The sequence below is a fragment of the Gemmatimonadaceae bacterium genome (assembly GCA_020851035.1).
Classification (GTDB): domain Bacteria; phylum Gemmatimonadota; class Gemmatimonadetes; order Gemmatimonadales; family Gemmatimonadaceae; genus JACMLX01.
The window spans coordinates 1-12,419 of record JADZDM010000033.1 but is presented as its reverse complement, the minus strand read 5'-3'; the positions used below and the strand labels follow the sequence as shown (position 1 = coordinate 12,419).

The following is a 12,419-nucleotide window of genomic DNA, read 5'->3' as shown; positions in this document are numbered from 1 at the left end:
CGGTCGGTGTGTGCACGATTCCCGTCCCCATGAATACGCGTTCAAGATCCCCGTCCCCTTGAACTCGAGATCTCCGTCCCCTTGAACCGGGAGAGTTTCAAGATCTCCGTCCCCTTGAACTCGAGATCTCCGTCCCCTTGAAAGGCTCTCCCCGTGATCCGCAGCGCCCTCCCCCTCTGACCCATCCGGTGTAGAATCCATCCCGAGGACCGGATCTGACCGGGCCCACCCGAGGTGGTCATGCCCACGACACGGACAGCAGTCGTCAGGCCACATGGACGGATGTCGCGCATCGTCCTGATCCTCGCGCTGCTCGCCTGCCTGGCCGGTGCACGGCCCCTGCTGCTCCTCGCCGCCGGCACGCCCACCACCGCCGTGGTGGAGAACGTCGTCGCCAGCCGGGGCGCCCGGAACCGCGTGTTCGCCACGACGTGGCGATTCACCGCGGCGGGCGCGGAGTGGCGCGGGCGGGGCTCCACGTCGCGGCAGGTCGCGCCCGGCTCGACGCTGCGCGTGCGCTACTTCGCACCCCTCCCGCGCCTCAACAGCGCCGACACCAACGGCGCGCTGCTCTTCCACGCGGCGATCTGGATCGTGCCGGCCATCCTCGCCGTGCTGCTCGCGCACCGGCTGCGATGAGCCGACGCCGGCCTGTCCGGCAAAGACCGACGCAGATGGAGTCTCCTCCCGGATAGGCTCGCGTCACGCAGCCATGCAGCGTGACGTGGAGGTCCGAACCATGACCCGACTCACCACGGGCAGGTGCACACACCTGCTGATCGCGCTGGCACTGCCGGTGCTGCTCAGCGCCCAGGAACCCACCTTCGAACAGCGGCAGTCCATCGACTCCGTCGGCGCGCTGCTCGGACGCTACGGTCGCACGAGTGACAGCGCCTGGATCGTCGGGCAGTTCCGCGCGGGCAAGATCTACTTCACACCGTCGTCGGAAACCGGCATCGACCGCCAGGACCGCGTCTTCGTCAACGCCGCACTCGGCGAGCAGACCCGGACCCGCGACGCCACCCAGCGGCACCGGGCCCTGGCGGACCTGGCCGCGACCCTCCTGCACGAACGGGTGCACCTCGGCCAGTCGCACTTCGCGCAGGGCGCGTCGCGGCTGCAGAACCTGGCCGGCGGAGGCCATCCCAGCGAGGTCGAGGCGTGGCGGGTGGGCTTCGACACGTACCGGGACTTCATCGCGCACGAGGAGAACATCCTGCGCAACGCCACCACGGAGCGGGAGCGGGAGCAGGCGGCCACGCGTGTGCGTGAGCTGATGCGCGCCTTCGAGCGGTACCGGAGCGAGTACGAACTGCCGGGGAACCACTTCGGCGCGATGCGGTTCGCCGACGGGAAGACGCTGGCGGAGGTGACGGCCGCCCACGCGCAGCGGACGACGGAGCTGGACCGCATCCTCGTGCGTGTGGACTTCACGACGAGCGTCTCGCCGTATCGCGTCGTGGTGAAGCCGGGCGAGGTCTTCACGGTCACGGCGGCCACGGTCGGCGGGGCGTTCAATGCGTCGCGACAGAAGGGACGAACCCGCCTCTACACGTATGAGTGGGCCGCAGACGGTGCCCGCCTGCCCGGCAGCGGCGCGACCCTGCGACGCACCGCCACGCGCGGCGAGGTACTCACGGTGGTGGCCGTGGACCGCCTCGGCGCCAAGTCGTCGGAGGGTCGGTGCCTGGTGGTGGTGGACGAGGCCGAGGTGCCGGTGCGCGCACCGACCATCGCCGCACCGGCGCCCGCGCCAGCCACCGGTGGCCGGTGGGTGCGGATCAGGACGGAACGCGTCGACTCGGTGCTCGATCCGGGACGCGTGCGCAGTCACTCGTTCAGCGACGGATCATACGCGGCGGAGGTGTTGTATCCCCGCCAACCGGAGCCCACGTCGGAACGTGGGTCCTGGACCGCACCGGGCGGCACACTGACCCCGGGCACCGATCTGGCACTCACGGTGACCGGCGCCGTGTGGATGACGGTGGATGTGTCGCGTGGGCTGCCCACTCGCGAAGCGATGAGCCTGGAAGACCGACCGGCGGTATGGAAGGTGTCTCGCGGCTCCGGCGCCGACCACGCATTCATCACGGTGCACGCCGGGGGACGCTTCGTGATGTGCACGATGATGTACGTGTACAAGTGGGAGCCGTAGCCGTCGCTAGCGCCGGTACTCGTTCGACACGGGACGTGGATTCGGAGAGGTTTCAGGATCCCCGTCCCCTTGAACTCGGGATCCCCGTCCCCTTGAACCGGGAGGGTTTCAAGATCTCCGTCCCCTTGAATTCAAGATCCCCGTCCCCTTGAACGTGCCTTGAACGCGTCCGCTTGAACCGGACGGTCGAGCCTGCCGGACGGTGAGAAATACCAGATGCCGACCACGTCCTTCGGACGTACCGGCGATGCACCTCCCCCTCACGCTGGCACCGCCCATCCCCCGGGGCTCCTCCGATGCGGATCACGAACCAGCGCAGCACCGCCGTCTTCTGGCGCACCTTCAACCGCGGCGAGACGGTCTACGGACTCGGCGTCGCGCAGGGGGAGATCGCCGCCGGTGCGGCAGGCCCCGTCACCCACCCGGATGCGACCTTCAAGATGGAGCTCAAGGTCGGCTCCTTCTGGGGGCCGTACATCGAGTTCCCCGGCGCGATCCACCGTGCCGACGAGCAGCTCATCCTCACCGCCGACGGACGCATCGTCGTCGACACCGGTGGCGCCGGCAACGGCGCGGAAGTCCACACCCGCGTCTACGCCAACGAGGTGGAGAAGGCGCGCTTCGCCGACGCGAACGACCGCAGCCTGGCGGCCCTCGTCCCGGACGTGCCGAACGATCCGCCGGTCGCCGCCTATCCCACCTTCGACGACTCGGTGTCGGCAACGGGCGAGCAGATCCGCCAGCTCGTGGTGCTGCGCCGGTCCGCGGCCGAGGTGGTGCTGGTGCCATTCGGCAATTCGCCCGCCGAGTTGCAGGCGGTGGAGACGGACACGCTGCCGCTCCTCTTCTCGCGCGCTGGCTGGCTCACACTCGACCCCACCGCCAGCCTGCATGTCAATGCACCGGAACTCGCGCCGGGCGCGGTGTGGACCGACGTCTACTGGGGTGCGTTTCCGACCTGCCTGATCAGCGTGGGGCCGGGCCCGCTGCGGCGGAAGCAGATGGCGATCGTCAAGCTGCGCCGCCCGATCGCGGGCACCGCGAATCCAAATGTACGGGTCGCGCTGGTGCCGGTGGACCAGATCCCGTGCCACCCTTCCGACACCGGTCGCGCGCCCACCCTCACCCCCGGCGACCTGGCCAATCCGGACGCGGTCGGGATCGTGATGCGTGCCGTGCAGCGCTTCGCCATCACCCACGGATACTCTGCCGGACTCGCGGCATTCGGGAACGGCAGCGAACTGATGGTGCGCGTGGCCCTCATCCGCGGGGCCGAGGTGGTGAACGTGGGCTCACGCAGCAGCCGGCGCGCATTCTGGCAGGCGGGCGTGATCGGCACGCCGGTGATGACCGGCAGCAGCGCGCCGTGGGGCGTCACGAGCGTGCCGCTCCCGGGCACCGGCGCGGCGGTGTTCACGTCGTCGGACACGGGGCTGGTGATGACGCTCGTCGGCAACGCGCCCAACAGCACCAGCGTGACGCTCGACGCCAGCGCCGGGCGGCGCGCGCCACTGACACCCATCTCGTTCCAGGTCTCCGCCTGTCGCGCCGGGCCGCTGATCCACGTGCTCTACTGCGACGGGCGACTGTTGCACCGCAGCCTGCCGGTGTCGTCACTTGCCGCGCCGACGGGGTCCATGGTGGTGATCGATGGTGACGGCACGCGCGTCTGCGGTGCCGCGAGCGCCATCGTCACCCGCTTCGTGGGCGGTGTGGACGAGTTGCATGCGTTCTACCTCGAGACGGGCACCGCGGGCTCGACCGACCAGTCGCTGCGCGACAACCTGCGCCATGCGCGGTTCACCCCGACCACGGGCTGGGTGCACCAGCCCGCCGACGGGCACGTGGACGGGCCGGACGGCCAGCTGCTCACGGTCATCGAGCCGCAGGTCGCCGCACTCGTGCTGCCGGATGGCACGATCGAGGCGTACTACTACGACCGGACGAACGGCGCGCTGCGCCGCTGCCTCATGCGTCCGGGTGCGACGGTGCCGAGTGACTTCGGCGTGATCGACGGCGGCGGCACGCGCGTGGGGCTGCCTCCCGGCACGGGACCCACCTCGGCCCGCGTCGGCTCATTCCCGAGCGCCGTCATCTTCGACGGCGCCGTGCATCTGTTCTACGGGGACATGACGAATGCGAACATCCGGTGGGCGAAACGCCCGCTCGGCGACCACTCGCTCGAGGCCTGGCGCTTCGGTGTGCTCGATGGTGCCGGCGGCCGGCGCGGCGCCACGCGCAACAACGTCATCGGCCCACGCGCCTGCATCTGGAACGGCAGGCTCTCGGTGGCCTACGGCGACAACACTGCGGGGCTCATCCGGCACGCCACCATGCTGCCGGGCGAATCGTGGACGCACGAGACGATCGACAGCGGCCTCGCCGCGCCGGCGCTCACGGCGTCCGAGGGGAACACGCTGCCGCTCGTCCTGGCCTATCGCGAGATCGATGCCACGGCGGGGCGGCTGCGCGCCGCGATCCTGAGCCCGCCGTGACCAGGCGCCGGCCAGCCTACACCGCGGTCAGCAACTCCTGCTCGAGTCGCGCGTAGCTCGCCTCCATGCCGGTCGTCATGCCGGTGCCAAGGATCATGTCGCGCAGCTCCTTGCTGGGGTAGGTGATGACGATGCTGAGCAGCGTCCCCAACTGCACCGGGACGAGGGTGAGCTCGTTCGTGGTGCCCGGCCCTTCCATGCCGATCATCCGCTCGGTGGTGACGGCGCGGTGCGGCGCGGCCCGCTCGAGCAGCTCCCCCTCGAAGCCGAATCGCTGCGACCCGTCGGCCGACTCCCACTCGTAGCGGTACGACGAGCCGACCGTCGTCGCGACCTCACAGACGGGCATCGTCCAGCCGTCGGGACCCAGCAGCCAGCGCTGCATCAGTGCGGCGTCGTGATGGGCGTGCCAGACCTGCGCCACGGTGCCACGCACCACGCGACTCACGCGCACCTGCGTGTCGCTCAGGAGCTGCGCCTCGGTCGTGCGATCGAAGGCGAAGCGGCGCAGGTCGGCGAGGAGTGCGTCGAGCTGCCCCAAAGCAGACTGCATGCCCTCCAGCATCCCCATGCCGACGAGCTGCTCCATCGCATCGATGCTGGTGAAGTGCGTGACGCTCGTGCACCGGGAGCCGGTGGGTGTGGCAGCGAAGGTGTAGACCATGCGCATCGTCGGCATCCGCGGATCGGGGGCACCCGCTGCGTCGGCGAAGCCGTCCTCGACCTCGAAGCGGCGGTGCGGCTCGACGGCGAGGAACCTGAACCACCCGCGTGCCTGCGTGCCGTCGGGCCCGGTCATGTGATAGTGCGACATGCCGCCGACGGCCATGTCGTGACGCGTGAAGGTCGCCGGCCACTCGACCGGTCCCCAGAACCGTTCGAGCTGGCGCGGATCCGCGTAGGCATCCCAGAGCCGTTCGACCGTGACGGGATACTCGCCGGTGACGGTGAGCGTGAGGGTGCTGGCGTCGGACGCCACGGACGTGATCGGCATGGTCAACTCCTGCGTGGACGGGGATCGGCGAGGACGGCGTCGAGCTGGCTGAAGCGCTCGACCCAGAGGTGTTCGAGCCGGAGGAGCAGCTCACGGGCGCGGGCGAGCTGGTCCGGGTTGCCGCGGACGATGCGTTCGCGGCCGTTGGCGTGCTTGGTCACGAGCCGGGCCTCCTCGAGGACGGCGACGTGTTTCTGCACCGCCGCGAACGACATGTCGTACCGGCTGGCGAGCACGCTCACCGACGCCTCCTCACCGGCCATCACACGCGCGACGATGTCGCGGCGGGTGGTGTCCGCCAGGGCGCGGAAGAGGCGGTCGAGTTCCGCATCGGAAAGCTGGGCTCGTGCAACCATATGGTTGTATGATGAGACGACACGGGCGGTTCGTCAACCCCCCTTCGGTCAGCGACCCGGCGTGTCGCCGCCGGTGTCCGGTCGCGCCCGCAGCAGCCAGGCATAGACGGGCAGGAACAGCACCGCCGTCCGCACGCCGGGTTGCAGCGAACCGGCCCAGAGGCTGATCGCGATGTGCCACCCGAAGACCGCGAGCATCACGCCGAGGAAGAGCCGCTGGAGCCAGCGCGTGCGTGAATCGTCCTGGCGGATGCGCCAGGCGACCAGGAACAGGACCGCTGACAGCAGCGCGATCGCGATGACCATGGTGCCGACGCCGAGACGGGAGTCGCGCAGCCAGGGAAGGTGCTGCCGTCCCCACGCCGGCATGTCCAGCAGCAGCTCCTCGAGATTGTGCAGTTCGAAGAGCGTGAAGATCGGCACCCATCGCAGGGCGATGCGACTCGAAACGGGCGCACGGGGACCGGTGCCGCGTGGCATTCCCTGCTCGGTGATGAGGAAGGCGTCGCCGGTCGGTGCCGCGCGCGGCATCGCGTGCTGGCACCGGCCGGAGCGCCGGATCGACCCTACGTTCGACGATGCAGGTCGCGGCGCGATTGCGCCAGATACGGCACGACGAAGAGGTACAGACCAGTGACCAGCAGCACGACCAGGGGCAGCAGGGCCACCAGGCCCACCCACACCGTCTGGCTCTCGAGTGCCATGGCGACGAGGTTGGCGACCACGCCGAGCGTGAAGGCGACGGAGATCCAGCGGTGCACCGCACGCGCGCGCCTGGCGCCGCTCAAGCGCCCCCCCGTCGCGCCTCGATCATCTTCCACCCGTTGCCCGACGGGTCGCGGAAGCCGGCATCCACGCTGCCGTAGCGCGCGATGGGCTCCTGCGTGAACTCCACGCCGCGCGCGACGAGGCGGTCGTACTCGGCGCGGCAGTCGGTGACCGTGAGCACGAGCGGCGGCATCGCCCCCTTGGCCACGATCTCGCGCACCACCTGCGCGGTCGCCTCATCCATCGTGGGAGGTGACGGCCGGAAGAGGCCGAGCTGGAACGACGGCTGCTCCGGGTGCTGCACCGTGAGCCAGCGATAGTCGCCGTTGCGCACATCGGTGTGCACGCGGAACCCCAGTTTCCCGACATAGAACTGCGCGGCCTCCTCCTGGTCGCGCACATACACGCCGACGACCTCGACTCCCTGGCTCATGACGCCTCCGTTGCAGGTGGACCGGGCCCGGGTGGCCCGGCGCCAAGGCTATCCGGCGGCGTCCCGCCGCCGCTTCTCCGAAACTGCGGACCTGAGGTCCGGTCGCTGGGCCGCGCTGACGAAGCACGCCGGCGCGACGGCGAGCGCGTTCGGCACGGATTGCGCGCGGGCGCGGAGCTGGGTGGGGCTCTCGCCGGTGATGTCGCGGAAGGTGCGCCCGAAGGTGCCGAGGCTCTGCCACCCAGTCTGGAAGGCGATCTCGGTGATGGGGAGGTCGGTGTCGCGGAGGAGGGCGGTGGCGCGTTCGATGCGACGCGTGAGCAGGTAGCGATGCGGGGGAGCGCCGAAGGCGTCCCGGAAGGCCCGGGCGAAGTGTGCCGCCGAGGCGCCGCTGACCTGCGCGAGCCGTCGCACGGGCCACTCCTCGTGCGAGGCGGCATCCATCCGGTCCCTGGCGCGCAGGAGGCGCCGGAGCAGGTCCGGGTCGAGGCGCGGCGGTGTCGGCGGCGGATCGGTCACGACGGGGGGTGGCAGGCGTGCAACGGCGCAGGACGGATGCCGGGGATCATGGGTGGCCAGGCGAGGGCGTTCAAGGGGAGGATCCCGGGACCGCCATGGCCTGCCTCCCGTGCACCGCTCTGTCGGCGCAACACGACAGCGCGTCGCCGCGGGTGAGCTGTTGGTCGTGTGCCACGGGCCACGATCACCGCGCTCGACCGACCTCACCGACCAGCCGGCGGTCACACACGGCCGCGACCCGCACGCCCGTCACGGCAACAGCAACATCTCGAATGCCGGCCCGTTGCTCATCTTCACGACACGATGGGGCGCCTGCTGCGACACGAAGAACAGCACACGGCTGCGCTCGGCCGTGAGCTCGACACGCCAGGCATCGAACGTCCCTGCCGGCACCGTGACCGTCTCGCGGCCGGTCACGCGAAGACGCTGGAGTGACACGGTACCCTTGCCGCTCGCGAGCACGGGAAACGAGATGTCGAGGCTGTCGCGCAGGCGCACGGCAGCCAGCAGCGGGGCGACGGCGTTGTCGTCCACCGTGCCGGCCGCCACGACCGTGTCGACCTGGAGTGCCGCGGGAGCCGACGGTGTGAGTGCCGAGCCGCGCACGCGCCCGCCGGCGAAGTCGAGGACGATCCGCATGTCGCGGCCGCGCATCCGCCCCTCCTGGCGCAGCGACTGCTCGTGGAGCGCCGCATCGAGCGTGATGCGGCTGCCCTGCGTCACGAGCGAGTCGATGGTGATGGCGTCGCCCACGGTCCAGCCGGTGCCGGCGCGCTCCACCGTCAGTCGCTGCCAGCCGCGCGGCTGGCCCTGGATCATCACCACGAACGAGTCGCGCCCCACGTGGAGGCGGGCCGGGTCGAGGTGCTCACGCAGCGTCGTCTGGGCGTCGAGGTGCACCGGGATGACGGCGGCTGCAATGAGCAGCACACTGGCGCGCGCGATCCGGCGAAGGCGCGCGGTGACGGGACGGGATCGTGGCATGACGGCGGTGTGGGGACGCTGAGGCATGGGTCCCCGTACGCAGCGCCGGCGGCGCGGTTTCGGCCACGCCGGGCCTGGACGACGCGGGGGACCGGATCGCTCCGGTCCCCCGACGCCGGCCCACTGCACCTCACGGGCTACCGGAACGTGTCCGACATGAGGTTCGTGAACCACTTCAGCATGTCCTCGTAGTTCTCGCTGTTCGCATCGACCGACTCCGTGACGCCGCTGCCCGTGGGCACCATCGTGCGCGTGGCCGGGTCGTAGCGGAACACGACCGAGAGCCAGGAGGCCGTGGTGCGCGTGATGGGCGTGAAGCACGACGAGTTGGTGACCGGCGACGGATTGACGGTGCCGCCGCTGAGGAGCTGGATGATGGCATCCGCGCACACCTTCGCCTCGGCGTTCGCGATATGGCCCGCCTTGGGCTGGGTCGTGGCCGACGCATCGCCGAGCACGTGCACGAACGGCACGGCCGTGGACTCGTAGGTGAGCACGTCCACACCCGCGTACTTGCCTGGTGCGCCGTTCGCGCCGGGGGCATTCGCGAGCCCGATGCCCGACGCCGTGATCAGGCTGCCCGCCTTGTGGGTCGGGATGGCGTTGATGACCTTGCCGCGGAAGGTGCCTGCGGTGTCGGTGGTGACCGTCATCGTGTTCGCATCGATGTGCGAGACCCGCGCATTCGGCACGTACGTGATGGTGCCCTTGTGGGTGCTGGTGAACGCCCGCGTGAAGTTCACCGGCTCGGCCTGGATGCCCGGGTTGGCATCGAGGATGATGACCTTGCCACCGCGCTTGGTGCGCTTGAGGTAGTCGGCCACGACGCACGCGCGTTCGTACGGCCCGGGCGGGCAGCGGTAGGGCTTCGGCGGGATGGTCATGATGAACGTGTCCGCCCGCGTCATGGACTGGATCTGCGCCTTCAACGACGTGGTCTGTGCCCCCGCTTTCCAGGCGTGCACGATCTTCGCCGTGTTCGCGGCCGAGCCGCTGAGTGCGAGCGGCTCGAAGTCGATGCCCGGTGAGAGGACGAGGCGATCGTACGGCAGGCTGCTGCCATTCGAGAGCGCGACACTGCGGCCGGTGGGATCGATCGACGTGACCGACGCGGCCACCACCCGCACGCCGTACCTGCTGCTGAGCGCGGCGTAGTTGAAGCCCAGCTGCGTCAGCGACCGCTCACCCGTCAGCACCATGTTGCTGAAGATGTTGGAGTAGTACGTCGGATTCGGCTCGACGAGCGTCACGTCGACCCCTGCCCCACCCCAGAGGCGCAGGAACTTCGCGACGGTGGTGCCCCCCATGCCGCCGCCGACCACCACGACGCGTCCCGTTGCGCCGCGCGGCAGCGCCATCGGCTGTCCGAGTGCCGACCGGAACGCCGTGAGGCCAAGCCCGGCCATCCCCAGCCCCTGCAGGAAGATTCGGCGATCCATGGTCATTTCCCCTGTTTGGCGAAGTAGTCGGCGATGAGGGCGATCTGCGCGGGAGTGTAGGCCTGGGCATGGACGTTCATGATGTTGCGCCCGGGGGTCTTCGTGCGCATCTCGTTCAGCTCGCCCTCGATCTCACGCGCGCTTTCGCCGGCGATCTTCAGTTCCGACGCGACACCATCCGTGCCGTGGCACTGGAAGCAGTTCGCCGCGAGCGCACGACCGGGGTGGGTGACACCGGCGAGCACGGCGAGCTGCGGCACGTCCGGATCGGATGCCGCACGCGCGCCGGGTGTGGTGACATCGCGATCGCTGCACGACGTGGCGATGACGGCGACCAGCAGCGGGGCCAGCGCCGGCACCAGCGGGTTCCGTTTCTGTGGCATGGGGGAGTGGGTGGGAGTGTGACGAATGACGGCGTTCCGCGCCGCATGCGCATGCGTGCGCTCCCCGATCGAAAACCTGTCGCTGATGCAGACGCCGGCCCTGTCACCACTTCGATTGCACCGGCCCGTCGGCGATCACCTGACACGTGCGCGACTCGGTATCGCGGGGACTGCGGGAACACCCGGGCATTCGCAGGTTGTGTGCCGGTTCTGCGCCGGTGTGTGCGTGATGCACGATGCGTGTTGCGCTGGTGCGAAGTGGTACAGGTGGCGTGGTGCAGTGGTGCGTTGTGATACGCATCGTCATGCCGCGATGCACACGACGCGGGCGCTTCCCGACCATGGTGCACCGGTGCTGTTCGCCCGGCCGGCCCGGTCGTGCGGGCGTCCCCTGGCCGGCGGCGCACCGTCAGGCTCCTGCACCGCGCGCTGGCGCGCCTTCCACCCCCGGCAACATTTGTAGCGTGGAGGTCGGCGCGGTGGACCCGGCATCCCGTTCGACTCCCGCTGCCGTTCCACCGGCCACGCCCCGCATGACGGTCCCTCCATGAGCACGCTCGACGACCACCGCCACGATCGTGAAGTCGGGCGACGCCACGGCACCCGTGACGGCACGCGGATCGACGACACGCGGATCGAGGCGGTGCGCCCCCTCATCACGCCGGCGCTGCTGATGGAGGAGTTGCCGGGCTCGGAACTCACGCTGGCGCTGGTGGAGCAGGCACGCACCCGCATCGCCGCCGTGCTGGACGGACACGACGACCGGCTCCTCGTGGTGGTGGGCCCCTGCTCCATCCACGACCACGAGGCCGCGCTGGCGTATGCGCGACGCCTGAAGCAGGCGGCCGACGATGCGGGCGACGCGCTGCTCGTCGTGATGCGCACCTACTTCGAGAAGCCACGCACCACGGTCGGATGGAAGGGCTACATCAACGACCCGCACCTGGATGGCAGCTTCGCGATCAACGAGGGGCTCGCGCGGGCGCGGCGGCTGCTCATCGAGATCGTCGAGCTGGGGCTGCCGGTGGGCACCGAGTTCCTCGACCTGCTCAGTCCACAGTTCCTGAGCGACCTGGTGGCGTGGGGTGCGATCGGGGCGCGCACCACGGAGAGCCAGAGCCACCGCCAGCTCGCCTCGGGCCTGAGTTGTCCGGTGGGGTTCAAGAACGGCACCGATGGCAGCGTGAAGGTGGCGGCCGACGCCATCGTGGCGGCCGCCTCGGCGCACGCGTTCATGGGCATGACGAAGATGGGGCAGGCCGCCATCTTCGAGACACGCGGGAACCGTGACTGCCACGTGATCCTCCGCGGCGGCAGTGCGCCGAACTACTGTGACGCGGACGTGAAGGCAGCCTGCGCCATCCTGCGCGCGGCGGGGCTGCGCGAGCAGGTGATGATCGACGCGTCACACGCGAACAGCGAGAAGCAGCACCGGCGCCAGCTCGATGTCGCGTCCGACGTGTCGCGTCGCATCGCGGGCGGGGATGCGCGCATCATGGGCGTGATGCTCGAGAGTTTCCTCGAGGAGGGGCGCCAGGACTTCGTGCCGGGTCGGGCACTGGCGGCTGGCGTCTCGATCACGGACGCGTGCCTCGGCTGGGCGCAGACGGCGCCGGTGCTGGCCGGGCTGGCGGACGCAGTGCGGGCGCGTCGCGCGGGCTGACCGGCCGGGGTCGCGTCGAGCGCGTTCAAGGGGACGGAGATCTTGAACGTCATCGAAACGTTCGGCCGTTCAAGGGGACGGAGATCTTGAACGTCATCGAAACGTTCAAGATCTCCGTCCCCTTGAACTCGAGATCTCCGTCCCCTTGAACTCGAGATCTCCGTCCCCTTGAACTCGAGATCTCCGTCCCCTTGAACTCGAGATCTCCGTCCCCTTGAACTCGAGATCTC

13 protein-coding genes are annotated in these 12,419 nt (G+C 69.8%); 4 read left to right on the top strand and 9 right to left on the bottom strand.

Annotation, left to right across the window (positions count from 1 at the left end; genetic code table 11):
* The first annotated feature begins 282 nt into the window (after window positions 1–282).
* The 3 genes from IT355_20335 to IT355_20325 all read left to right on the top strand — a co-directional run bounded on the left by IT355_20335 (window position 283) and on the right by IT355_20325 (window position 4,650).
* On the top strand, window positions 283–639 hold the full coding sequence (locus IT355_20335) for a hypothetical protein (protein ID MCC7055631.1): 357 nt from the start codon (window positions 283–285) through the stop codon (window positions 637–639).
* A 100-nt stretch (window positions 640–739) separates the two neighbouring features.
* A complete protein-coding gene (locus IT355_20330; protein ID MCC7055630.1) occupies window positions 740–2,155 on the top strand; it encodes a hypothetical protein in 1,416 nt (471 codons plus the stop codon).
* A gap of 296 nt (window positions 2,156–2,451) precedes the next feature.
* A complete protein-coding gene (locus IT355_20325) occupies window positions 2,452–4,650 on the top strand; it encodes a hypothetical protein (GenBank protein MCC7055629.1) in 2,199 nt (732 codons plus the stop codon).
* Window positions 4,651–4,666: 16 nt separating this feature from the next.
* Here IT355_20325 and IT355_20320 read toward each other — a convergent pair whose 3' ends face one another.
* The 9 genes from IT355_20320 to IT355_20280 form a co-directional block, all read right to left on the bottom strand.
* Entirely contained in the window at window positions 4,667–5,629 is a 963-nt protein-coding gene (locus IT355_20320; GenBank protein MCC7055628.1) for an SRPBCC domain-containing protein, read from the bottom strand.
* A gap of 17 nt (window positions 5,630–5,646) precedes the next feature.
* On the bottom strand, window positions 5,647–6,000 hold the full coding sequence (locus IT355_20315; GenBank protein ID MCC7055627.1) for a helix-turn-helix transcriptional regulator: 354 nt from the start codon (window positions 5,998–6,000) through the stop codon (window positions 5,647–5,649).
* Window positions 6,001–6,048: 48 nt separating this feature from the next.
* Complete coding sequence (locus tag IT355_20310) at window positions 6,049–6,531, bottom strand: HXXEE domain-containing protein (protein ID MCC7055626.1); 483 nt, start codon at window positions 6,529–6,531, stop codon at window positions 6,049–6,051.
* A 35-nt stretch (window positions 6,532–6,566) separates the two neighbouring features.
* On the bottom strand, window positions 6,567–6,788 hold the full coding sequence (locus tag IT355_20305) for a hypothetical protein (protein MCC7055625.1): 222 nt from the start codon (window positions 6,786–6,788) through the stop codon (window positions 6,567–6,569).
* On the bottom strand, window positions 6,785–7,201 hold the full coding sequence (locus tag IT355_20300) for a VOC family protein (GenBank protein ID MCC7055624.1): 417 nt from the start codon (window positions 7,199–7,201) through the stop codon (window positions 6,785–6,787). Before IT355_20300 ends, IT355_20305 begins: the two co-directional genes overlap by 4 nt.
* A gap of 48 nt (window positions 7,202–7,249) precedes the next feature.
* Window positions 7,250–7,720 (bottom strand): helix-turn-helix transcriptional regulator, encoded by a 471-nt coding sequence (locus IT355_20295; protein ID MCC7055623.1) that lies wholly within the window; start codon window positions 7,718–7,720, stop codon window positions 7,250–7,252.
* 249 nt (window positions 7,721–7,969) lie between these two features.
* Entirely contained in the window at window positions 7,970–8,704 is a 735-nt protein-coding gene (locus IT355_20290) for a DUF3108 domain-containing protein (protein ID MCC7055622.1), read from the bottom strand.
* 137 nt (window positions 8,705–8,841) lie between these two features.
* Window positions 8,842–10,143: an FAD-dependent oxidoreductase gene (locus IT355_20285; protein MCC7055621.1), complete on the bottom strand. Its 1,302-nt coding sequence runs from the start codon at window positions 10,141–10,143 to the stop codon at window positions 8,842–8,844.
* A 2-nt stretch (window positions 10,144–10,145) separates the two neighbouring features.
* Complete coding sequence (locus IT355_20280; protein MCC7055620.1) at window positions 10,146–10,526, bottom strand: hypothetical protein; 381 nt, start codon at window positions 10,524–10,526, stop codon at window positions 10,146–10,148.
* A gap of 547 nt (window positions 10,527–11,073) precedes the next feature.
* On the opposite strand from IT355_20280, the gene IT355_20275 reads away from it, so the two are divergent.
* Window positions 11,074–12,189 carry a 3-deoxy-7-phosphoheptulonate synthase gene (locus IT355_20275; GenBank protein ID MCC7055619.1) on the top strand — a complete coding sequence of 372 codons (1,116 nt, stop codon included), beginning with the start codon at window positions 11,074–11,076 and terminating at the stop codon, window positions 12,187–12,189.
* Window positions 12,190–12,419: the final 230 nt, after the last annotated feature.

Coding starts and splice junctions, on each gene's coding strand:
- IT355_20330 (MCC7055630.1), top strand. CDS start 740: ATGACCCGACTCACCACGGGCAGGTGCACACACCTGCTGATCGCGCTG.
- IT355_20280 (MCC7055620.1), bottom strand. CDS start 10,526: ATGCCACAGAAACGGAACCCGCTGGTGCCGGCGCTGGCCCCGCTGCTG.
- IT355_20290 (MCC7055622.1), bottom strand. CDS start 8,704: ATGCCACGATCCCGTCCCGTCACCGCGCGCCTTCGCCGGATCGCGCGC.
- IT355_20335 (MCC7055631.1), top strand. CDS start 283: ATGTCGCGCATCGTCCTGATCCTCGCGCTGCTCGCCTGCCTGGCCGGT.
- IT355_20325 (MCC7055629.1), top strand. CDS start 2,452: ATGCGGATCACGAACCAGCGCAGCACCGCCGTCTTCTGGCGCACCTTC.
- IT355_20275 (MCC7055619.1), top strand. CDS start 11,074: ATGAGCACGCTCGACGACCACCGCCACGATCGTGAAGTCGGGCGACGC.
- IT355_20315 (MCC7055627.1), bottom strand. CDS start 6,000: ATGGTTGCACGAGCCCAGCTTTCCGATGCGGAACTCGACCGCCTCTTC.
- IT355_20300 (MCC7055624.1), bottom strand. CDS start 7,201: ATGAGCCAGGGAGTCGAGGTCGTCGGCGTGTATGTGCGCGACCAGGAG.
- IT355_20310 (MCC7055626.1), bottom strand. CDS start 6,531: ATGCCGCGCGCGGCACCGACCGGCGACGCCTTCCTCATCACCGAGCAG.
- IT355_20285 (MCC7055621.1), bottom strand. CDS start 10,143: ATGGATCGCCGAATCTTCCTGCAGGGGCTGGGGATGGCCGGGCTTGGC.